This is a genomic window from Serratia sp. H402Y, assembly GCF_051172415.1.
Taxonomy (GTDB): Bacteria; Pseudomonadota; Gammaproteobacteria; order Enterobacterales; family Enterobacteriaceae; genus Serratia; species Serratia ureilytica.
Genome location: NZ_JBPIYZ010000001.1, coordinates 180,077 through 201,387, shown reverse-complemented (window position 1 = coordinate 201,387; position 21,311 = coordinate 180,077). Strand labels below are relative to the sequence as shown.

Sequence of the window (21,311 nt, the reverse complement as noted above, 5' to 3'; positions counted from 1 at the left end):
CTCAACGGCGCGCGAAGGCGCAAATGCCTCCGCGCGTTCCAAACAGGATCGAGACGAAAAAGATGACGCTGGCGCTGAGCACGATCGCCGGGCCGGCAGGCAATGACGCATAATAGGACCACACCAGCCCAATCAGGCTGGACAGCGCGCCGATGCCCATCGCCACCGCCAGCGTCTGCGGCAGATTGCGCGCCCAGAAGCGTGCGCTGGCGGCGGGCAGCATCATCAGCCCCACCGACATCAGGGTGCCGAGGATCTGGAACCCCGCCACCAGATTGACCACCACCAGCGCCAAAAACAGGCCGTGGATCAGCGCCAACCGGCGCGGCGCGTTAACGCGCAGGAAAGTGACGTCGAAAGATTCGATCACTAACGCGCGGTACAGCGCCGCCAGCGCCAGCAGCGACACCGTAGCGATCGCACCGACCATCAGCATCGCCTGCGCATCCACCGCCAGAATCGAACCGAACAGCACGTGCAGCAGATCCACGCTGGAACCGCGCAGCGAGACCAACGTGACCCCGAGCGCCAGCGACCCCAGATAGAATCCGGCGAAGCTGGCGTCCTCTTTCAGCGGCGTGCGGCGGCTCACCAGGCCGGACAACATCGCCACCGCCAGCCCGGCGATAAAGCCGCCCACGCCCATGGCCACCAGCGACATGCCGGAAATCAGATAACCGATTGCCGCGCCGGGCAACACCGCGTGGGACAATGCATCCCCCACCAGGCTCATGCGGCGCAGCAACAGAAACACCCCCAGCGGGGCGGCGCTGAGCGACAGCGCCAGACACGCCATCAATGCGCGTCGCATAAAACCGAAAGAGAGAAAAGGGTCGATAAGCCCATGCAACAGCATCATGGCGCCACCACCCGTAGGCCCAGCTGCCGTTCGGCGGCGAGATACCGCGGCACCTGTTCCAGCACGCGCTCGGCCGCGCCCCAATGACACGCCTGCGGGGTCAGCAACAGCACCTGCGGAAAATGCTCGGCGACCATCGACATGTCATGCAGGACGGCGATCACCGTTCTCCCCTGCTGGTGCAGCTGCGCGATCACCTGCAGCAGGATCTGCGTAGTGGCGCTGTCGATGCCGGTGAAGGGTTCATCCAGCAGGATCAACGGCGCCTGTTGGACCAGCAGGCGCGCAAACAGCACCCGCTGCAGCTGGCCGCCGGAGAGCTCGCCCACCGGACTGTGCGCCAGCGCGCTCATGCCGACGCTCGCCAGCGCCTCATTAACCTGGCTCGCCGCACGCTGATTCATACCGCCGAACATGCCGCTTTGCGGCCAACATCCCATCGCCACCAGATCGCTCACCGCGATCGGGAATTGCCGATCCAGCTCCGCCTGCTGCGGTAAATAAGCCTTGCGCGGCGGCTTTTCACCGCTAAAGTCCAGGCGACCCGCCAAGGGCGGCAACAAACCGGCGAGCGTTTTCAGCAACGTCGATTTCCCTGCCCCGTTGACGCCCACCACCGCGGTTAACGAACCGGCGCTAAACTGCCCGCTCAGCGGCGGGAAAAGCGGCGTGGCGCCATAGCCTATCGCCAGCTGACGTAATGAAATCATGGCAGCGACACCGCCCAAAAAATGCCGAGCCACAGCAGAGTCAACAAAACGATAGCGCCCACACAGCGCACGGCCGCGGAGGTGGTGAACAACGAATTCAGTGACGACGCGGCGTCATTTTGCGAAGTGGGAATCAAGGGAATAACCAAAGCAGCAGATTTATAGTTACAATATAACATCACAATTAATGGTATGTCTCAAGCGTTGCCGGACTCATTAATGCAACGGAACGTAACAGCTCGTCGCGCAGCAGGTCCCCCCCTCGCCCCCTTATCAAACTCAGGGATATTCCCGTTCGACGCAAATGTTGGCGGAAGGTAAAAAAACAGCGGTAAATCGAAAAATTTACCGGCGCGAGTGGAAAAGGAGTAAGATGAGCAGATAACATTGTTGTTGGCCGAGATTAATGCTTGTTACCCTTGCCTGTAACCAGGACGTCAACGCACTTTCTGTTAAAAAATTAAAGAAAGTGATTAATGACAATATTGCGGAGTTAGTGCCGTCGCTGACCAGCGGACTCAGTTTTTATTCTGAAAGCGCACGCTATGCCGAAGATTCATTAGAAATACTTGATATAGTGCAACAAGGTGACAGCGATTATTCAATGAGTTATCGCTATAAGTGGGGCATTTTTAATGCTTGCCTGGATATCAACAGCGAAGACACGATCAGCGATAGCGTCCGGTTCCGTGTGGCGCAACGGGGTTTAATCTTCGACATCATTGATAACTCACGCCCATCAACCGCGGATGAATTGTAAGTTTACGTAATAACTGCAGGCCAAACGCGAAAAAATGATTTATATTCATTTTACGGGAAGTTTATTTAACCACCGTTAAGCTGCCTCCGTTCATGATGTAAATCAGCTTACTCACATAGTGTTATCAACACCGCCATTAAGACTTACGGAGGGGATGATATGGATGAGTATTCGCCTAAGCGACACGACATTGCTCAACTCAAATTCTTGTGCGAAAATTTGTATGATGAAGGTATCGCCACCCTGGGAGACAGCCACCACGGGTGGGTCAACGATCCGACATCCTCCGTCAACCTTCAGCTTAATGAGTTGATCGAACATATCGCTTCGTTTGTGATGAGTTATAAAATTAAATACATGGACGAATCCGATTTGTCGGAGTTAGTCGAGGAATATCTCGACGATACCTATACGCTGTTCAGCAGCTACGGTATCAATGATTCCGACCTGCGCCGCTGGCAAAAAACCAAGGCGAGATTATTCAGAATGTTCTCAGGAGAGGACATCTGTACGACAATGAAAACTTAGGGGATAATTATTCCCGAGCTATTTTACGGTTATTAAACTAAAAGGCCACCATGACTAAAACCGACTATCTGATGCGTTTACGTAAATGCACCACGATTGATACTCTCGAACGTGTTATTGAAAAAAATAAGTACGAGCTTTCCGATGATGAACTGGAGCTGTTTTACTCAGCCGCCGATCATCGTTTGGCGGAGCTGACCATGAACAAGCTGTATGACAAAATCCCCACCTCCGTTTGGAAATATGTCAGATAATCAGCCCCCAACGCGTTGAGCCGATGCTTTTATCGGCTTCAATGTTCAAGTTGAATAGGTCATTTTCCTATTGACAACGAAATGTTAATTACACTCATCTTTGCCGTTAATAATAAATAGCAACAATTCTCGGTTAATGCCCGGGGTATTACGCCTTAACGCTATTCACGCGTGAAGACGCTCGCCTCACATTGCCTGTGTGGTGCACATCGCGGCGAATATCCCTGAGGCCATCGCTGCCACGCCGCCGCGCCGGGCGGCGTGAACCATCACCGCCAGGCTCAGAGCATACGGCGCAAAATCGCCCGCCGGGCGAAACAGTGATGCTTAATCACCGCCGCGATGTGCAGCACAATCATGGCCGACAGCGCGATGCATGAATAACGGTGCACGGCGAAAAAGAAACGATTAACCTCAAGATTCGCAATCGGACGGGGAAAATCGATCGCGCCGAAAACCGCAAAGCCGTGCTCCAGCATAAGAAAGCCGCTCAGCAACACCACGAAAATCAGCAGGTAGAATATTTCGTGCAGCAAATGCACCAACCCCTTCTCGCGCCCTTGCAGCATATCGCCATAAGGCACTTTAGGCCGGAAAAAACGCCAGATAAAGCGCGCCGCCATCAGCGGTGTCAGCACCAAGGCCAACGACATATTGGTCACGGAGAAAAAGGCGAAGATGCGCGCATCCGTCATAAAATGCAGTGAATAACCCACGATCATGACGTAGATCATCACGGCGGCAATGCCCCAATGCAGTAACCGACTGAAAAGATCGTAACGGGCAGGTTCGTGTGACATAAAGCTCCTTTAAAAGCGGCCATCATTGGCCGCTTGACTATCCGATTCGCACTTACTTTTTCACGACCCAGGCGTCCTGCCAGTTGGATCCCACGCCCGGCTCAAACTGAGTCGCGCCGCTGTTCCACTGCATGCAGTAACCGCTGTAAGGGAAAGGTTTGCACTGATAAACCTTGCCGTCTTTCGGTTGCAGCACCGTGGTGCCGGCGGTGTATTTACTCAGCGCGTTCGGGAAGACGAAGTTGTAGTCGCCATTGCCGCCACCGCCGGTGGATTCAGCTTCCAGATTGAAGTTTTCGATATCCGGCTGAATGCTCTGCCCATTGTCGTTGCTGGCGATCACTTTCAGCATGTGATGGCCCTCGCTGACGTTGTTCAGCGCGACGGTCAGCGGCTGGCTGGCGTCTTCCAGCGTCTCTTTCACGTAGCCTTTTTCCGTCTGGCCGTGATCGTAAACGCGCGCTTCAACGGTCAATTTGCCTTTAACCTCGGCATTGAAGGTCAGCTGAGCTTTACCGTCCTTGATCTTGGTGCTGGACAGGTTGCCGATGCGGATCTCTTCGGTGATAGCCGGCGTTTCTTCCTCATAGGAGATCACCACGCTCTTCATCGTGCTGCCTTGTTTGGCGAAGACCGCATTATTGCCAAACACCGGATTGACGTTGCCTTTACCGTCTTTCACCCCGGCACGCACCGCTTTCTGTTCGGCGTTGATCTTGCTGGCCAACGCGTGGCTCCAGCGGTTTTTGTCGGTCAGCGCCTCACTGTCGATCGCCAGCTCGGTTTTCATCGTCAGCACTTCACCGTCCGCATCGAAGAAGCGGGCGATCACCTTGTCGCCAACCTGCAGGTTTTTGCCGGAGAGAGAGCCTTGCAGCTGCTTGCGCCATTCGGACACGACGCCGTCGTCCTCGAAGTTGACGTCAACCACCTGATAGAAGCTGTTCACCGTGTCATTGATTTCCCACACGCCATAAATCACCTGATAGCCGGTTCTCTCCGGTACCACGCACTGGTGCACTTCGCGATCTTTTGGCGCCTGAGCATGGCCATCGACTTCACAGAACGGCTCTTTTTCGAAAGCCTCGCGCGACAGCGGCTTATTCACGTCCCAGTCTTGTTTGGTGATGTAATAACGCCAGTTATTGGTTTTGTGCTTGGCGGTGTGGTACCAGGTGAACGTCTGCGGTCCCGGTTTCATGGTGTTCAACGCCCAGACGTTGACGCCCTGACGATCCAGCGGCTCGAAACCGCCCACCCCGCCGCTGGCCAGCTGGCCGTCGCGCGGCGTCGCGCCGCCAGGGAAGCCGGAAACCTGCTCGACGCTCTGCGGTTCCCACTGCGCTCGGCCGCAGTCGGTGTTGCTGCCCAGCTTGCACTTGTAGGCGCGGCTCTCGGGCACTTCGATATAACCGTGCGACCAGGCGGCCGAGGAGGCAGTGAGCGCTGCCATCATCAGGGCGATTTTGGATAATTTCATTACGACTCCAGTTAAATTTATTGGATTCCAACTGAGTGAGAAGAAACTCAAAGAGATGCGGCGATACCGCGAGAGGAATAATAAGTAGAAGCCCTGAACGCCCGGCACTTAGAATGCATTAAAATAATAAAACCTAATGCCGTCAGAATATTAAACCGCATGATAAAGGGTTAAAATATTCCTGACCTCGTAAAGCGCCGCCATGCGGCGCAAGAAAATACCGACACCGCGCCAATTAATTCCACAGGGAAAATAACGTGACATTGAAAAACATCGCCACGGCGTTCATGGCATGCCTGCTGTTATCCGGCTGTCAGCACGCCGCCAAATCGGCCCCTGACGCCGCCATCCAGCGCGACCAGCTGTCATCGCTGGTCGGCGCCGGCCAGTTTCTGAGAGAACGCTGCAACCGCGCCGATATCCCGACCAACGACCCACTCGCGGCGGCGGCGTTGCAGGCGGCGGAGAGAAAAGGCTGGGCGCCGGCGCTTAATCGCACCCAGTTACTTGATGCAGGCAAAAACGTCGCCGCGCAGCTGGAGGCCGACGCCACGCCGTTGCAAGAGAAGTGCAGCGGACTCAACCGAACGCTGGCGCCGTTTTTAGCCCTGCTCCGTTAACCCGCCAGCGGTAGCGCAAGCCACTGGCAGGCTACCGCGCCGGCGCCCGCCGCCGCCAACCCCGGGCCGAAAGGCAGGGGCTGTGCCCCATCGCCGCCGCGCCACACCCGCAGCAGTAGCCACAGCAGGCTGCCGGTGGCGGCAAACAGCAGAATCGACGGCAAAACGGCATAGCCGCCCCAGGCGCCGAGCGCCGCCAGCAGTTTAAAATCGCCGTATCCCAGCCCCTCGCGGCCGGTCGCGAGACGAAATCCCCAATACAGCAGCCACAGCGTCAAATACCCCGCCAGCGCGCCGATGACCGCCGTCGGCAAAAATGCCGGGTGCGCCAGGCAATGCCACAACAGCCCGGCCCACAGCAGCGACAGCGTCAGGCAATCCGGCAACAGCTGACGCTCGCTGTCGATCGCCGCCAAGGCCAGCAGCAATGCAGCAAACGCCAACATGAAAAACCAATCCACACCGATGCCGACGCGCCAGGCCAGCGTTATTCCCATTAGCATCAGCAATAGCTCCACCAGTGGATAACGGATGGAAATAGGCGTGCGACAATAACGACAGCGACCGCGCAACAGCAGCCAACTTAATAAAGGAATATTATCGAGCGCCGATATTTTCATTGTGCAACACGGGCAGAATGAACGCGGCAAAAAGAGATTAAATCGTTCGGCCTGCGCCATTTCCATTTCGCGCTCAAGCATGACAGGCAGCCGATAAACGACCACATTGATAAAACTGCCGATGCACAGGCTCAACACGGCGCTAAATAGCAGCCAGTGTTCATCGGCTACTGCGTTTATTGCGGATAGCATGGTTCTCTGGATCCTCATTGTCGTCGCGTGGATGACATCGCCGGTTGCGCCGTTACCCGCAGTTGGCTGATTTGCACCACGCCCGGCGCCTGCCCCGCACGTTCTGCGGCGAGCGCGAGCACGCGGATCCCGTGCTCGCGTTGCAGGGCGGCCAGCCACGGCAACAGGCGTTCAAACGGCACGGGCGGCAGCGTGACCCGCACATCCGCTTCACTTTCCGTCAGTTCGGCGATGGCGATGCGATATGCCAGCGCACTCTGTCGCAGTCGCTCCGGCAGTTGCTCGCGCGCGGCGGCGCTCTGCGGCAAACGCGCCTGCAATTGTTGGATGACGCGCGCCTGCTCCCGCAGCGCCGCCAGCCGTTGTGCGTTTTTTTGCGCCTGTGAAAATTGATACAGGCAGTAGCCGCAGGCCATCAGCATCAACAGGCTTAACAGCACTGCCCGCCGCAGCGCCTTATCGCGCCAACCGATGTTCATCGCTCACCTCTCACCGTCAGGATCGCCTGGTTAGGCGCGCTTCCCTCGCTGAACGTCATGCTGACGCCACCGTCGTTGACCGGCGCCGGCAGCGGCGCGTCGTTTCTGTTTACCGTCACCACCAAACGATCGTCGGCGGCGTCGAAAGCCAGCGCCTGCAACTGCGGAGGTTCCCAGACAGCAAGCGCCTCGGCCGCGTAGGGCAACAGCCTGAACAGCTGCGGCGCATTCAGGGTGTCTTGCATACGCCGTGCCCACGCTTGCGCCGCCCGTTCGGCGAACGCCGGCGCGGTCTCGCCACTCGGCAGCAGGCGCTGAGTCAGCGCCGTTATCTGGCTTTCGCTCTGTCTGGCCATTAATTGGTGATGCAAGCCCCCCACCAGCAGCGAACCGCTGAGCAACAGCATCGCGCAGGCGGTCTTATCGGGCAGACGGCGCGGCCAGCGCACGCCCGGTTTGAAACGCCCCTGCAACAGCGTGGATGTGCTGTTCCAGGCCTCTTCCGCCAATCGCCACAGCGGATCCTCATCGATACGCGCCGTTTCCCAGCCCGCCGGCACCTCTCCGCCACTGTGCAGACACCAATCCGGCGTCGGCCACGGGACGCTGTCCCCCCAGGCATCGGGCAACTGCATGCCCTGCATGCCCCCCGTTCGGAGCAGCCAGTGTCCGCGCCAGCGCAGTGCGCTGCATTGGTTCGGCAACGGCAACGCCAGCACGTCGGGCAGCAGGGCATCGACGCGAATGCCGCAGGCGTTGAGGCTATCAACCCACCCTTGCATCTGCGCCAGCGCAACGCCGGCGATAGTGAAATCGCGCTGCACCTTGCCCAGCACCGCCCAATGCATCTGCTCGACATCGGTCAACAATCCGGTCTCATGGGAGTACGCCAGCGCCAGCGGCGTCGCCTGCCGGGCCTTGCCCTGGAATGTCGTTTGTCTCAGCACCACATGACGGGCAGGCACCAGCACCACGACCCGGCTACCCTGCGCCATAGCCGCCAACTCACTACCGCCTTCGGCCAGATCGAGGCGGGCGGCAAAGCGGCAGCGCGTCTCGCCGACGCGGCCCCAGCGCACATCGGCCATCGCATCATCGTCCAGCGCGATAAGCAGGATGGTGTTCGCCATCGTTTACCCTTCCCCTCTGTCGAACCGACGTCCGCTGACCGTGACACCTGACGGGCCCGGCTGCAACGCGCTGACCAGCCGATAGCGCCCGTCGTTCAGCCTAAGCTGCAGCTGCGCAATCCAGCGGTTATCGTCGAAAATCAGTCGCTCGCCAAGGTCATCCTCGCCCAGCGCCTGCAGCGCTTTTTCCTGCGACAAAAACGCCAGCGTCTGCCAGCCCTGCGGCGGGCGGGCCGCCAGCAGCCCCCGCATCCGCTCATCGCTCAGCGCGTTCATCAACATCGCCCGCAGCAGCGGCAGCTGAGCTTCGTTCACGGCGTCCGGATTGAGGCGCAGCTCGGCATCCGGCGCCGCACAAAGCAGCGGCGCAAGACGCAGATAAAGCTCGCGGTCGATGCCGGCCAGCTCCCGCAGCTCGCTGACATCCCCCATCAGATACCCTTCGCCATAGGCTCTGGCGACGATCGCATCGGCAATCGCGCCCGCCTGGGCAGCGGCGATCCCCTGATTGTTCAATAGCAGCATGAATATTCGCCTCTCCTTATTGGGGGTTCCCCCCTCGCTATCGCCGACATCCGCCGGGCCGGCGGCGCGGATCAGGGCGTTGAGGTTGAAACAGGCGTCAACGCGGCGCAGACGTATCGCCACTTCCCCCTCTTCGGTGCGCATGCTGAAGGTCACCCCTGATGCCCCCCACGCCTTCCGCTGCTCTCCCGCCTGCTGCAGCCGCTGCCGGGCGTAGCTCTCGCCGCCCAGCAGCAACCATTTCGCCCGCAACCGATCCTGCTGAGACTGGGTGCGCGCCAGCGAACGCTGCCAGTTATCGTTGATATTGACCGCCACGATCGCCATCAGCGACATCATCAGCAACACCATCAACAGCGCCATACCGCGTTGTTTATTCATAATGGCCTCGCGGCAGGCAACGTGACGATGCGCCGGACTTCCCCCAGCGCGGGGGTGTCGATGACGATCTCCACCGCCTGCGGCAGCAGCCCGCCGGCGCGCCAGGCCGTCAACCATTCGCCCTGCCGGTAAAAACGCAGTTGGAACCGCGTCACCTCAGACAGCAGCAGCACGCTGCGCGCCGCCGCCTGCGGGCTGCTCAAATTCGGGTAACTGAGGCGTTCGAGCCGCCCCTGCCGGTAGCGATACGCCACCCGCTCCTGCGTGGCGCGCGGCAATCGGGCCTGGGGATTCGGCCAGCCGTTTCGGATCAGCAGCAGCTGAAAATCGCCGCCTTCCTCTCCCGCCGTCTGCAGCACCGCAAACTCCGGCGCCGCCGGCCAGCGTTTATCGCCGGTCGGCACGCGCGCCTGCGCCTGCGTCAAATCGCGCTCGACGATCGCCAGCGCCCGTTGCAGCTGGGTCAACTGCGTCGATTTGCGCTGGGTGATTTCGTCGTTTTTCAGCACGCCTCTGAAGACCGTCAATGCGGTGAGCGACAGCATGGCGAACAGGGCAATGGCCAACAGCATTTCCACCAGCGTAAAACCCCGTTGCAAAGCGCGCTTCACGGCAACGCCCTGTAGGCGAGCATCTCCACCAGCGCATTGCGATCCTGCGGGTCGCGCCTGACTTCAATCGCGATCGCCCGCATCCCGGCGTCGCTGGTCTCCCGCCCGCGATAGCGCCAGTGCCAGGTTTCACCGGCCATCACCGTGGTGCCCGAATGCCAGGCCAGCGTCGGTGGGCGGGGATCGAGCTGCAGCAGCGTCAGCTGGTTGTCCGCCACCCACAGCGCCACGGTCTTGGCTTCGATCGCGCTCAGGCTACGCACCTGGCCGCCGGTGCTGTTGATCAGCGCCAGACAGCCGATGGCGAAGATCATCATGGCCACCATCACTTCCAGCAGCGTCATGCCCTGCTGGCGTCTCATTTTCCGCGTCATCGCAACGAATGTCCGTCGTTTCAAATACAAAGTAACCGGGCGCCTGCAATCGCCACAGACACTTGCCCTGGGATAGCTCCACGCTGAATGCCGTGGTATCGCCCCCCGGATACAGCCACACCTGCGGCAGCGCCGCCTCTGCGGCGAGCGCGACGGTTTGCCCTTCAACGCTCAGCCGCAGCGCGACGCCGTCCGGCAGAGCGTACTGCTCCCGGCTCTCCCGCCCCGCTTCGGCGACGCTGCGCCAACCGCCATCATCGAACGCCACGCCATACCTCACCCCTTCGCGCTCGGCCCGCTCGGCGAGGGCATTCAGCCAATGGCTCAATCGCTCTCCCTGCTGCGCCAACGGCTTCTCATCCGCCGGAAAACTCAGCATCACCAGGCCGCTGGTCACCCCCAGCAGCAGCAATACCAACATGGTCTCCAGCAGCGTAAAACCGCGTATGCGCCTCATGGCGCGTCGGCCACCCAGTTACCGATGTCATCATCGGTATCAGCGACGCCGTCCGGCCCCAGCGTGAACACATCCAGCTTGCCATGGCGCCCCGGGTTGCGCAGACGATACGCTTGCCCCCAGGGGTCTTGCGGCAAGCGGCGGATATAACCGTCTTCGGGATAATTCCTTGGGATCGGCGCCAGCGTCGGCCGGGTCACCAACGCCGCCAGCCCCTGCTCCGCGCTGGGATAACGGCCGTTATCCAGCTTGTACATATCCAGCGCGTTCTCCAGCGCGACGATATCGCTGGCGGCCTTTTGCCGATCGGCCTTCTCCTTGTTACCCATCAGGCTTGGGATGGTCAGGCTGGCCAACAGCCCCAGAATGACGATCACCACCATGATTTCCAGCAGCGTGAACCCACGCTGCCGGGACCTGCGCATATTGCTGATATGACTCACTTTACTCTCCATTAACGGCATGATTAGCCGACCATATTATTGAGCTGCAATATCGGCTGCAGGATGGCCAGAATGATAAACAGCACCGAACCGGCCATCGCGATCACCAATAAAGGCTCAAACAGCCCCAGCGCCAGCGTGATTTGCCGGCTGAAGGCCTCCTGCTGCATCGCCGCCGCCCGTTCGAGCATCATGTCCAGTTCGCCGCTGCGCTCGCCGGACATGATCATGTGTCGCATCATCGGCGAGAACAGCGCGGTGCCTTCAAGCGACGGCGACAATCCTTCCCCCTCTCGCACTCGCTCCATCGCCGCCAGCAGGCGCTCACGGGCGGCCTCGTTACCCAACACGCCGGCGCTGATGCGCATCGCCTCCAGCAACGGCACGGCGCTGGCGTTCAAAATGCTCAGCGTTTTGGCGTAGCGCGCGGTATTCACCGCCAGCGACAGCTTGCCGACCACCGGCAGCCGCAGGATGAACGCATGCCAGCGTGCGCGCCGCGCCGGATCCCGCAGGCGATAACGGAAAGCGCCAAGGCCCGCCAGCGCCGCCATCAACACCGCCGCCCCCCATTGGCGCAATCCGTCGCTGGCGCCGAGCAGCATCCGGGTCGACAGCGGCAAGGTCTGCTTCATATGCACAAACTGTTCGATCACCTTCGGCACCACTGCCGTCAGCAAGATAGCCACCACGCCAATCGCCACCGCCGTCAGCACCATCGGGTACACCAACGCCTGCACGATCTTGTTCTTCATGTGCTGGCGCTGTTCGACATAGTCAGCCAGCCGTTCCAGCACCGGCCCCAGATGGCCGGCAATCTCACCGGCCGCCACCATGGCGCAATAGAGACGGTCAAAAATCTGCGGATACTGCCCCAGCGCCTGCGCCAGCGGGAAACCCTCCAGAATGCGCTGCCTCACCTGAGTCAACGCCGCCTGCAGGCCTTTTTTCTCCGTTTGCCGCGCCACCGCCATCAGCGCCTCTTCCAGCGGCAGCGCGGCAGACAGCAGCGTCGCCAGTTGCCGGGTGAGCAGCGCCAGATCGCCGCTGCTCACGCCGCCCATCCAACGGCCGGCGAGCAGGCCGGCAAGAGCGGATCGCCTGCGCGCCTGCACCGCCAGCACCTGCCACCCCTTCTCACGCAACCGATCTCGGGCCTGGCGCAGAGAATCCGCCTCCAACACGCCACGCCGGGCGCGCCCCTCACGATCGCAGGCGCGATAATCAAACTTCATCGCCATCCCCTTCGCGCGTCACCCGCAACACTTCTTCCAGGCTGGTCTCTCCGGCGCACATTTTGGCGATCCCATCCTGGCACAGCGGCTGATAGCGCTCCCCGGCCAGCCTGGCGATGTCCAGCTCACCGTCGCTACGGTGGATTGCCCTGCGCATCGGTTCATCCAGCACCAACAGTTCATGCAAACCGATTCGGCCGCGATAGCCCTGCCCGCCGCAGGCCTCGCATCCTATCGGGCGCCAACAGGTCAGCGCCTGCGTCGACGCCAGCCCCAGTTGGCGCCGCTGCGCGTCAGGCAGCGCATAAGGCTCGCGACAGTGCGGGCAAAGCCGGCGCACCAGGCGCTGCGCCAACACGCCGCTCAGCGAGCTGGAAAGCAAAAACGGTTCAACGCCCATGTCCCGCAGCCGGGTCACGGCGCCGATCGCCGTGTTGGTATGCAGGGTCGACAGCACCAGATGCCCGGTCAATGAGGCCTGCACCGCGATCTGCGCCGTTTCACCGTCGCGGATCTCGCCGATCAACACCACATCGGGATCCTGACGCAGCAGCGCGCGCAGCCCGCGCGCGAAGGTCATGTCCACCTTGGGGTTCACCTGCGTCTGCGCGATGCCGGCCAGTTCATACTCGACGGGATCTTCGATCGTCATGATGTTGCGCTGTTCGTCATTGATCTGGTTCAGCAAGGTATAGAGCGTGGTGCTCTTGCCCGAACCGGTCGGGCCGGTGACCAGAATAATGCCGTGCGGCTGGCGGATCAGGCGCAGCAACGCCTGTTGATGCGCCGCCGCCATGCCCAGGCTGGGCAGTTCGAGCCGCACGCCCTGTTTATCCAACAGGCGCATGACCACGCGCTCGCCGTGGCTGGCCGGCATCACCGACACCCGCACGTCGATCGCCCGTCCGCCAACCTTCAGCGCCATGCGCCCATCCTGCGGCACGCGCTTCTCGGCGATATCCAGCTTCGACATGACCTTGATGCGCGACACCAGCAGCGCCGCCAGCTTGCGCTGCGGCGCCAGAATGCGGCGCAGCGCGCCGTCGATGCGAAAACGGATCACCAGCTCACTCTCGTAGGTTTCGATGTGAATATCGGAGGCGCGCTCTTTGATCGCCTCACTCAGCAAGGCGTTAATCAGGCGGATAATCGGCGCATCGTCCTGTTCGTCCAACAGGTCTTGCTGCTGCGGCAGCTCTTCCGCCAACGCATAGAAATCCAGTTCGCCGCCCAGATCGTCGATCATTTTCTGCGCCTGACCGCTTTCCCGCTGATAGTGCGCCACCAACCGTTGTTCAAAGGCCTCCGTGTCCAGCCGGGCCAGCGTCGGCTCACCGGGCAGGCAGCGGTACGCCTCCATCAACGCGGCGTGGCGGGTCTCGGGATGACAATACAGTTGAATGCCGCTCTGCCCGTCGACGGCCAGCACGCCATGCTGCCGCGCCCAGCCAAAAGGCAGCCGCGGCCCCGCAGAACGGGGCTTCACGGGCGCGCTCCGCGCGAATAAAACGCCTCGATACGCGCGACGGTGGCGAGGAACGCCCGATTGTCGATCGCCTTCTTATCGCCGGCGATCTCGCTGCGCAGTGCGTTATTCAGCTCACGATCGTCCTGCTGCTCGGCGTCGAACTTGCCTAACTTGCGTTGGCTCTGCCGGGCATACCCCTCGGAGCTGCGAATGATGGTCGGGCGGATAAACAGCATCAAATTACGCTTGCTCGCTTTGGAGGCGTTCGAGCGAAACAGCGCCCCCACCAGCGGGATCTTGCCCAGGATCGGCACGCTGCTCTCCAGCTCCGAGTTGGACTTGTCCAGCAGTCCGCCCACCACCACGGTCTCACCGCTGTCCACCAGTACCGTATTGTTGACCGTGCGGATATTGAAGGTCGCCCCCAGCGAATCCGGCGTGGCGCCGGCGCTGTCGGCAACGCTGGAGACCTCCTGCTCGATCTGCATCAGCACGGACTGGCCCTGATTGATCTGCGGTTTGACCTTGAGCTTGATGCCCACCGTTTTGCGCGACACGGTATTGAAGACGTTATCGCTGTTGGTGGTTTGCGAACCGGTGAGGATCGGCACATCCTGCCCGACGCTGAACTCCGCCTCGGCGTTATCGAGCGTAACGATGCTCGGCGTAGCCAGGATATTGTTTTGATTGTTGCTGGCGATGGCGGACAGCAATACGCCCCAGTTGCCGCTGTAGAAACCGGTCATCAGGCCGTTGGCCTTGCCGAACACATCGCTCATGCCGTTTTCGAACCCCGCCGAGATGCCGGGCGCCTGGCCGGCGAACTGCGTGCCGCCGCCGTATTTGTTGGCCCACTGCACGCCGATGTTCAGCCCCTGCCCATCCTGCACCTCGACGATCACCGCTTCGACCAGCACCTGCGCGCGCCGTACATCCAGCTTGGCGACCACCGCCTCCAGATCGCGCATCACGTCCGGCGCGGCGGTGATGATCAGCGCATTGGTCTGCTCATCGGCCTTGATCACCACATTTTTCAACAGCGCCACGTTGGCGGCGGCGCTCTCTTTCTCGTTTTGCAGGCCCGCGCTCACGCCGGTCAGCACCTCGACCAGGCTCTGCGCCTTGGCGTATTTGAGCGGAATGACCTGGGTATTGCCTTGGGTGACACTCTTGTTATCCAACTGCTCAATCAGTTCTTTGGCGTGTTCGCGGGCCCGATCGTCCCCGGCGATCATCACGCTGTTGGTGCGCTCATCCGCCACCAGCCGCAGCGAGCCTGCCCCGGCCATACGCCGTTTGCCCTCTTCGCGAAACAGTTCGTTCACCATCCGCGCGATCTCCGGCGCCGCCGCATGCTTCAGCGCGAAGGTCTCAACCTGATTGCCGTCGTCCTGATCCATCTCCCTCACAAGGTCGAGCAGGCCGTTGACTACCCCGGCTCGGCCGGTGATCAACAGCGCATTGCCCTGCTCGTAATGCGCCACGCTGCCCACGCCGATGCTGTCGTTAAGCTGGCGCAAGATCGGCGAAACGTCTTTGGCCGCGATATTGCGCAGCGGCACCACGCGCATCACCACTTCATCCCCTTCGGCGATCGCCTCGCCGCCGCTTTGCGACAGCGCGGCTCTTTTTCCCTCTTTGGCGGCGATCACCTTCAGGACATTGTTGGGCATGCCGATGACCGTATAGCCGTAGACGTCCAGCACATTGAGAAAGAACTGGTAATATTGCTTCTCGTCGAGCTGTTCGTAGCTGCGCACCGTAACCTTACCTTTCACCGCCGGATCGATAATGATGGTCTTGCTCAGGTTTTTACTGACCGTATTGATAAATTCCTGAATGTCCGTGCCTTTGAAATTGGCGGAGAATTGCTCCGCACGCGCCAGGCCCCCCAGGGCAATCATGACGGCCACCGCCGCTAACGCGCGCCATAAACCGGCGCTCCAGCCTGCGCGGGAACGAAAAATAAAATGCGTCATCACAGTGTTGCCTTATGCTGTAAAACACCCCACGCCGAAGCGGCGCGCCGGCTACTCTTTAAACGTCAGCGCGGCGTAATAACCGTTTTCATCGAGCAGTATTTTGTTTTTTAATATCCGCACGATAACGGCATTGCTGCCGACCAGCCGATCGCCAACGCCATACCCGGTTTGCTTACCGCCATGTTCCACGATAACCAGGCTTTTTTCGGCGTTATCACTGAACAGCAGACCGGTTATCTTGCCGAGCGCAGCGGCCTCCGGCGCGTTAGCCAGCAGCTCGGCGCCGATCGCCCACTCCCCGACCTTATACCCGCGCGCCTTTTCGCCGCTTTTCGCCGCCTGATAGCGGCCAAACCAGTTTGCGTCGTTAATTTTCTCGATGTCATCTTCCTGGGGAAAGACGCCATGGCGCACTTGCTCACGCCCACTTTCAAGGTGCGGCTCAACGGGTTCGTTATTCACGGTTATCATTCGCCACACCTGAGAAAGCATGAACGTCAAATTAGCCAGGAAGAAAAGTAGAATAAAAAAGTCTATCAACCGCTTGCTCACTGGCCCCCCGGTTATTCAACGGCGCCAACGCTAAGCGGAAATGCCCAACACCATCGCCACGGAAAACAGCAGCGTGATGGCCAGCGCCACTTTATAATTCACGGCGTCCAGCCACGTTCGCCGCTGTTTATTAGCCGCCGGCGCCAAGCATTGCTCCCGCGTATTCGCGCGTTCGCAGGCCTGGAAACTCAGCATCACGCCAAATCGGGGAATGGTTTTGATCACCTCGCCCGGAATACCGTGGCGGGAGAGCAAAGCGCGGCATTGGAATATCATTTGATAATAGTTATTGTCGCTGATGGTCTCATGGTTGCAGAACCAGACTGCGCGAATAATGTCATTTTTCTTATAGATGCCACTCAACAGGCACAGCATGAAACGCCGCTGCAATTCGGTCATTTCGATGAGCACATTCTCTTTTTTAAATAACAGCGTCTTTTCATTGTTGTTTAAGATCACCAACTCATTTTCCAACAGAGTCTCGTTCAGGGCAATGCTATGTATGTCCATCTCTCGCCTATCAGTTTAATGAAGTCCAAAGGCTCCCTGTGCCATTACCTTTGCACGCATGCGGCAGATGCATTTTCAACGCAAATAAGTGATTCGCCGTGTTAAGAGCCGGCTCAATTAATCATGTTAAAAATATTCATGCAACTTATTTATTTAAAATAAACAATATAAAATTAATCTAACAAAACAACACAAGCCTAAAGCCATTAAGTCATTTAAAAACATGGTGATAGAAGAATTTATAAAATAAGTGAACCGCCATTAAATTCGATTAGTGATGCGAAAAATAGACAATGACCGATAATAACTCATGTTATTAGTTGTGCGCTAAAAAGACGGCGGAACGCTATAAACGGCAAATAAAATACATCTTTATCGGAGGGGCAATAAAGTAAACGTCAGGATTCAATATTGCATAAGAACATCGGCGAATAGGCATTGCTAAACATCAACGTGTTTTTATCAATGCTGCGAACATGATAAAACGTCGACTCATTGCTGAAAAAGTAGGTATAAATCTCTTCCGGCAAGGTATCACGCGGCGAATAGTTGACCTCGCCATACTGAAAGCGATAAAAACTCCCCTGCGAAACATAGCTGAAGTTAACCCGCCGATTGACGAAGTATTTCTTTTCACCGTCGTTGGCTAACCCCGACAGGACCATCACGCCCTTATCGCCGGACAAAAAGATGTAGTTTATTTTCAGCGACAGCTGAATGTCGTTATGAGCCGCCTGCGCGTCCAGTGAATTGAAATAATTGAACGTGGCGTTCGCTTCACAGGAAAAATCACTGAAGTCATGATGGCTGCGTATCAGGGAATACATCACGCTGCCGGTCAACACGCACAGGCCGACCAGCGTGGCTGACAGAATATTTAACTTTTTTTCCATGCCCGAATGTACTCGCTCTCACAGTTATGCAAAACAGCCGCACTGTCCTTCGTGCATTTGGCGATAAACTGGCGTCCGCTGTCTTCATTGGCATTTTGAGAACGGTTAACCTTGGTAATGACGACCTCGCCGGATCGACAATGTCGGCCATACAAATCTTTCCTGACCAGAAACTGCAAGTAACCGTCCTGGTGATTCGCCAAAAAATGGCCGGCATAGTAGATCGGGCAACCGTTCACCGTGCCGACGTAGGACAATACCTGCTTCTTTTCACTGTCGCGATGGTGCTTGTAATAGATGAAGCACAGCGCCAGAAAAGATAAGGGTACGACGATCGATAAACTGCGCAGCAGAATAAAAAAATAATGATAGGTGTTTTTTGTCGTTGCGGCAGGTGACGCCAACGTCACCGTGGCATCGGCAAGCTGAGGGGGCTCGGGTAAATCAATCCGCAGTCGGTCGACAGGTATTATTCGATTAAGTCTATACCCCTTTTTGGATAGGGTAACGATGAGGCGCTCGTTGAAACCGACAGACGTCAATGCGCGTCGGGTCAGGCTGATATATTGATTTAACGTCGCGGAAGAGGCGCTCAAGCCGTGATCGGTCCAAACCTGCTGCAACAGCGTCTCGCGGCTCACCGTCTCATGGCCGTGTTCAAGCAAGCATTTGAATACTCTGGCATTGACGCTGGATAAGAAAACTTCCCGCCCCTTCTTTAAACTTTTCAATGAACCGTTTTCAGTATTAAATGTAATATCTTTATCAATGATATAAATCATGTTTAGCCTGACAGCGCACACGGGTTATTATTTAAACTTATTGAGCCAGTTCGACGACCGCCGCTAAGCGCGGATAGTTTTTTTGCACAGAGAAAAAACAATACTAACGTCATCCCAACAGGTGCGCAACTTTAAGAATTTTCCCCATCTCTCCATCCTTATTTGTCCCACAAATGGCGGTATACGCGTTATTTTTTCGCCGTCATCGGATCTGTTGGCAACAATACATTTCTATCAGGGGGATAAAGGCTAAAACGGTGCAGAGGACACGCTTCGCGATCGCGAGGTGCGCAAGTAACGCCTGTTCAGCGTATCGACTTGATGAATAATGGGGAAGAGCGTTTTGCGGGACGCAAATGGGTGGGGACCCTGCCAGCTACATCCCGGCACACACGTCACCTGCTGCGGCTGCTTCCTTCCGGACCTGACCGAGTTCACAAGTTAGTGTTGCGGGAGAACCAACAGGGCCCCCATTGACGGCTTCTGTACTCCGAAGCGGTGGGCATTATCGGCGATGCCCCATCAAATAGCAAGCCAACCCGGGCCAACCGCTGTTTTCTTGCCCACCTGCATTGTGGCACACTCTCCGCCTGGGTTTTGACTCGCGCAGGAACTGCAACATGCAACCAGAAGACGCCTCTTTCAGCCAGCGGGTATTCCATATCGTGGCCGCTATTCCGTACGGCAAAGTCACCACCTACGGTGAAGTCGCCCGTCTGGCCGGTTCGCCGCGCGCCGCGCGTCAGGTCGGCGGCGTGCTGCGGCGTTTGCCGGAAGGCAGCACGCTGCCGTGGCACCGCGTAATCAACCGGCACGGGCAAATCTCGCAACAGGGGGAGGATTTTCAACGGCAACGGCAGGCATTGCTGGCGGAGGGGATTATTTTCGGCCCGCACAGCACGGTCGATTTCGATCGCTACGGCTGGCGCTGGTAAAACAAAACAGCCTTTGGCCGAAGCGCAAAGGCTGTTGATTGGGTCTTGCCGTACCGCAGCAGAATTACTGCATCGCGCTTGGCGCAGCCTGCATCGGCACGCCCTGCACCGGAACCAGCAGCAGATCGGCGCGGGTGCCGTTGCGGTTAACCACTTCCTGGATCGTGTCGGTAATGAACATCAGTCGCCCGTTGACCGTCACCGCCGCGCTCAGAATGATGCGCGCATTCGGTTGGATATCAGACGGGTTGTACGGCAGCGTAAAGTTGAACGGCGCTTGTTGCCCTTCGGTACGTATCGCGCGCTGTGCAATCACTTTGGACGGCGCATCCGCCAGCGAGGCATCAGAGAGGGTGACAGTCAGTACGGCGTCCGGCGGCAGCGCAATGCGCTGACGTATATTAACCGAACCTGTCACCGCCGGCCCCTGAATCTGCGTTTGCGCAGCCGCCGGGTTGCCGGCCGCCGGTGTAGGCACATCAGCACTCTTTTGCGCGCATCCTGCCAGCGTGATCGTCAGTGCTGCGGCACCGCCTACGATTTGCCAGAGTTTCATGGATCGGTCTCCTTTTTTATTATCAACACGTTGGTGGCTTTCACCACCTCACTCATTAAACTTAGCACAAAACACTGATAAATCCACTTTGCCCCGCCTATTAATCACTTAGCCAGCCCAATGCGCTCACTATTAAGAGCATTCTCATCGGCCCTTTAACGCAAGATATTGACGCCGCGCCGTGATATTCCGCACACTGCGCAAAATGATTATTAGAAAGGTAACAATTTTATGAGCCAGGCATTGCAAAACCTCCTCGATCTGTTGGATCTGGAGAAAATCGAAGAAGGGCTGTTCCGCGGCCAAAGCGAAGATCTGGGGCTGCGTCAGGTGTTCGGCGGGCAAGTGGTCGGCCAGGCGCTGTACGCCGCCAAACAGACGGTGCCGGACGAGCGCAGCGTGCACTCGTTCCACAGCTACTTCCTGCGTCCGGGCGACAGCAGCAAGCCGATCGTCTACGACGTAGAAACCCTGCGCGACGGCAACAGCTTCAGCGCCCGTCGCGTCAGCGCCATCCAGCACGGCAAACCTATCTTCTATATGACCGCCTCCTTCCAGAGCTCGGAAGAAGGTTTCGAGCACCAGAACCAGATGCCGGACGTGCCGCCGCCGGAAGGGCTGCTGTCCGAATCAGAGATTGCTCAGAAGCTGGCGCCGATGTTGCCGACCAAAGTACGCGAAAAATTTATCGGTCAGAAGCCGATCGAAATGCGCCCGGTGAAATTCCACAACCCGTTGAAGGGCAGCGTGGAAGAACCGCATCGCTACGTGTGGTTCCGCGCCAACGGCAGCATGCCGGACGATGCGCGCATCCACCAATATCTGCTGGGCTACGCATCGGACTTTAACTTCCTGCCGACGGCGCTACAGCCGCACGGCGTCGGCTTCCTCGAGCCGGGCATGCAGGTGGCCACCATCGACCATTCGATGTGGTTCCACCGCCCGTTCCGCATGGATGATTGGCTGCTGTACGCGGTGGAAAGCTCCTCCGCCTCCGGCGCACGCGGCTTTGTGCGCGGCCAGATCTACACCCGCGACGGCGTGCTGGTCGCCACCACCGTACAGGAAGGGGTGATTCGCCAACGCGACGCCTGATTTGCGGCATAAAGAAAGGGGCGATGTTTCCATCGCCCCTTTTTGCTTCATCATTATTTTCGTATTTAGCGCACTGCCCT

26 protein-coding genes and 1 other RNA gene are annotated in these 21,311 nt (G+C 58.5%); 6 read left to right on the top strand and 21 right to left on the bottom strand.

All coding sequences use genetic code 11. From position 1 onward, the window contains the following. Position 1: 1 nt before the first annotated feature. Both ACSBQS_RS01060 and ACSBQS_RS01055 read right to left on the bottom strand, forming a co-directional pair. Positions 2–859: a metal ABC transporter permease gene (locus tag ACSBQS_RS01060; protein WP_047572431.1), complete on the bottom strand. Its 858-nt coding sequence runs from the start codon at positions 857–859 to the stop codon at positions 2–4. Next, positions 856–1,569: a metal ABC transporter ATP-binding protein gene (locus ACSBQS_RS01055; RefSeq protein ID WP_434989483.1), complete on the bottom strand. Its 714-nt coding sequence runs from the start codon at positions 1,567–1,569 to the stop codon at positions 856–858. Before ACSBQS_RS01055 ends, ACSBQS_RS01060 begins: the two co-directional genes overlap by 4 nt. Before the next feature lie 406 nt (positions 1,570–1,975). Between ACSBQS_RS01055 and ACSBQS_RS01050 the strand changes: the two genes are divergently transcribed. The 3 genes from ACSBQS_RS01050 to ACSBQS_RS01040 all read left to right on the top strand — a co-directional run bounded on the left by ACSBQS_RS01050 (position 1,976) and on the right by ACSBQS_RS01040 (position 3,111). Further along, positions 1,976–2,329 (top strand): hypothetical protein, encoded by a 354-nt coding sequence (locus ACSBQS_RS01050; protein WP_033642103.1) that lies wholly within the window; start codon positions 1,976–1,978, stop codon positions 2,327–2,329. A gap of 159 nt (positions 2,330–2,488) precedes the next feature. Beyond that, positions 2,489–2,857: an Hha toxicity modulator TomB gene (tomB, locus tag ACSBQS_RS01045; RefSeq protein ID WP_004940312.1), complete on the top strand. Its 369-nt coding sequence runs from the start codon at positions 2,489–2,491 to the stop codon at positions 2,855–2,857. Between the two features lie 50 nt (positions 2,858–2,907). Next, a complete protein-coding gene (locus ACSBQS_RS01040) occupies positions 2,908–3,111 on the top strand; it encodes an HHA domain-containing protein (protein WP_004940313.1) in 204 nt (67 codons plus the stop codon). A gap of 281 nt (positions 3,112–3,392) precedes the next feature. Here the strand turns inward: ACSBQS_RS01040 and ACSBQS_RS01035 are convergent, their stop codons facing one another. Together ACSBQS_RS01035 and gbpA are read right to left on the bottom strand one after the other, a co-directional pair. Continuing rightward, complete coding sequence (locus ACSBQS_RS01035; RefSeq protein WP_033651103.1) at positions 3,393–3,911, bottom strand: cytochrome b; 519 nt, start codon at positions 3,909–3,911, stop codon at positions 3,393–3,395. 52 nt (positions 3,912–3,963) lie between these two features. Next, positions 3,964–5,391 (bottom strand): N-acetylglucosamine-binding protein GbpA, encoded by a 1,428-nt coding sequence (gene gbpA, locus ACSBQS_RS01030; protein ID WP_142002003.1) that lies wholly within the window; start codon positions 5,389–5,391, stop codon positions 3,964–3,966. 257 nt (positions 5,392–5,648) lie between these two features. Between gbpA and gspS the strand changes: the two genes are divergently transcribed. Then, positions 5,649–6,011 (top strand): type II secretion system pilot lipoprotein GspS, encoded by a 363-nt coding sequence (gene gspS, locus ACSBQS_RS01025; RefSeq protein WP_197666210.1) that lies wholly within the window; start codon positions 5,649–5,651, stop codon positions 6,009–6,011. On the opposite strand, the gene ACSBQS_RS01020 is transcribed toward gspS, so the two are convergent. The 16 genes from ACSBQS_RS01020 to ffs form a co-directional block, all read right to left on the bottom strand. Beyond that, positions 6,008–6,823: a prepilin peptidase gene (locus tag ACSBQS_RS01020; protein ID WP_049866650.1), complete on the bottom strand. Its 816-nt coding sequence runs from the start codon at positions 6,821–6,823 to the stop codon at positions 6,008–6,010. The two genes, gspS and ACSBQS_RS01020, sit on opposite strands and share 4 nt — an antisense overlap. Before the next feature lie 14 nt (positions 6,824–6,837). Then, positions 6,838–7,302 carry a type II secretion system protein GspM gene (gspM, locus tag ACSBQS_RS01015; RefSeq protein ID WP_197666209.1) on the bottom strand — a complete coding sequence of 155 codons (465 nt, stop codon included), beginning with the start codon at positions 7,300–7,302 and terminating at the stop codon, positions 6,838–6,840. Next, positions 7,299–8,432, bottom strand: coding sequence for a type II secretion system protein GspL (gspL, locus tag ACSBQS_RS01010; protein ID WP_033651099.1), 1,134 nt, complete (start codon positions 8,430–8,432; stop codon positions 7,299–7,301). Before gspL ends, gspM begins: the two co-directional genes overlap by 4 nt. Before the next feature lie 3 nt (positions 8,433–8,435). Continuing rightward, entirely contained in the window at positions 8,436–9,338 is a 903-nt protein-coding gene (gspK, locus tag ACSBQS_RS01005) for a type II secretion system minor pseudopilin GspK (protein WP_033651098.1), read from the bottom strand. Beyond that, positions 9,335–9,949: a type II secretion system minor pseudopilin GspJ gene (gene gspJ, locus ACSBQS_RS01000; protein WP_033651097.1), complete on the bottom strand. Its 615-nt coding sequence runs from the start codon at positions 9,947–9,949 to the stop codon at positions 9,335–9,337. The genes gspK and gspJ overlap by 4 nt, the downstream gene beginning before the upstream one ends. Continuing rightward, positions 9,946–10,293: a type II secretion system minor pseudopilin GspI gene (gene gspI / locus ACSBQS_RS00995; protein WP_047025754.1), complete on the bottom strand. Its 348-nt coding sequence runs from the start codon at positions 10,291–10,293 to the stop codon at positions 9,946–9,948. The genes gspJ and gspI overlap by 4 nt, the downstream gene beginning before the upstream one ends. Then, a complete protein-coding gene (locus ACSBQS_RS00990; RefSeq protein ID WP_434989476.1) occupies positions 10,205–10,780 on the bottom strand; it encodes a prepilin-type N-terminal cleavage/methylation domain-containing protein in 576 nt (191 codons plus the stop codon). Before ACSBQS_RS00990 ends, gspI begins: the two co-directional genes overlap by 89 nt. After that, a complete protein-coding gene (gspG, locus tag ACSBQS_RS00985; protein WP_033644207.1) occupies positions 10,777–11,205 on the bottom strand; it encodes a type II secretion system major pseudopilin GspG in 429 nt (142 codons plus the stop codon). Before gspG ends, ACSBQS_RS00990 begins: the two co-directional genes overlap by 4 nt. Positions 11,206–11,246: 41 nt before the next feature. Further along, on the bottom strand, positions 11,247–12,458 hold the full coding sequence (gene gspF / locus ACSBQS_RS00980) for a type II secretion system inner membrane protein GspF (RefSeq protein WP_080301926.1): 1,212 nt from the start codon (positions 12,456–12,458) through the stop codon (positions 11,247–11,249). Then, complete coding sequence (gene gspE / locus ACSBQS_RS00975; protein ID WP_434989474.1) at positions 12,448–13,944, bottom strand: type II secretion system ATPase GspE; 1,497 nt, start codon at positions 13,942–13,944, stop codon at positions 12,448–12,450. Before gspE ends, gspF begins: the two co-directional genes overlap by 11 nt. Then, on the bottom strand, positions 13,941–15,905 hold the full coding sequence (gene gspD / locus ACSBQS_RS00970; protein ID WP_084819342.1) for a type II secretion system secretin GspD: 1,965 nt from the start codon (positions 15,903–15,905) through the stop codon (positions 13,941–13,943). The genes gspE and gspD overlap by 4 nt, the downstream gene beginning before the upstream one ends. A 51-nt stretch (positions 15,906–15,956) precedes the next feature. Continuing rightward, a complete protein-coding gene (locus ACSBQS_RS00965) occupies positions 15,957–16,460 on the bottom strand; it encodes a type II secretion system protein N (protein ID WP_332107744.1) in 504 nt (167 codons plus the stop codon). Between the two features lie 30 nt (positions 16,461–16,490). Continuing rightward, positions 16,491–16,970 carry a winged helix-turn-helix domain-containing protein gene (locus ACSBQS_RS00960; RefSeq protein WP_033642091.1) on the bottom strand — a complete coding sequence of 160 codons (480 nt, stop codon included), beginning with the start codon at positions 16,968–16,970 and terminating at the stop codon, positions 16,491–16,493. A gap of 398 nt (positions 16,971–17,368) precedes the next feature. After that, on the bottom strand, positions 17,369–17,863 hold the full coding sequence (locus tag ACSBQS_RS00955; protein ID WP_147838724.1) for a FidL-like protein: 495 nt from the start codon (positions 17,861–17,863) through the stop codon (positions 17,369–17,371). Then, positions 17,848–18,645: a winged helix-turn-helix domain-containing protein gene (locus ACSBQS_RS00950; RefSeq protein WP_047025758.1), complete on the bottom strand. Its 798-nt coding sequence runs from the start codon at positions 18,643–18,645 to the stop codon at positions 17,848–17,850. The genes ACSBQS_RS00955 and ACSBQS_RS00950 overlap by 16 nt, the downstream gene beginning before the upstream one ends. A gap of 367 nt (positions 18,646–19,012) precedes the next feature. Next, an RNA gene (ffs, locus tag ACSBQS_RS00945) (signal recognition particle sRNA small type) lies at positions 19,013–19,109 on the bottom strand. 156 nt (positions 19,110–19,265) lie between these two features. Between ffs and ACSBQS_RS00940 the strand changes: the two genes are divergently transcribed. Then, entirely contained in the window at positions 19,266–19,580 is a 315-nt protein-coding gene (locus ACSBQS_RS00940) for an MGMT family protein (protein WP_033642088.1), read from the top strand. A gap of 64 nt (positions 19,581–19,644) precedes the next feature. Here the strand turns inward: ACSBQS_RS00940 and ACSBQS_RS00935 are convergent, their stop codons facing one another. Beyond that, positions 19,645–20,136, bottom strand: a complete 492-nt coding sequence (locus tag ACSBQS_RS00935) for a YbaY family lipoprotein (protein WP_033642087.1) — start codon at positions 20,134–20,136, stop codon at positions 19,645–19,647. A gap of 231 nt (positions 20,137–20,367) precedes the next feature. On the opposite strand from ACSBQS_RS00935, the gene tesB reads away from it, so the two are divergent. Further along, entirely contained in the window at positions 20,368–21,231 is an 864-nt protein-coding gene (gene tesB, locus ACSBQS_RS00930; protein WP_197749695.1) for an acyl-CoA thioesterase II, read from the top strand. The last annotated feature ends 80 nt before the right edge of the window (positions 21,232–21,311 follow it).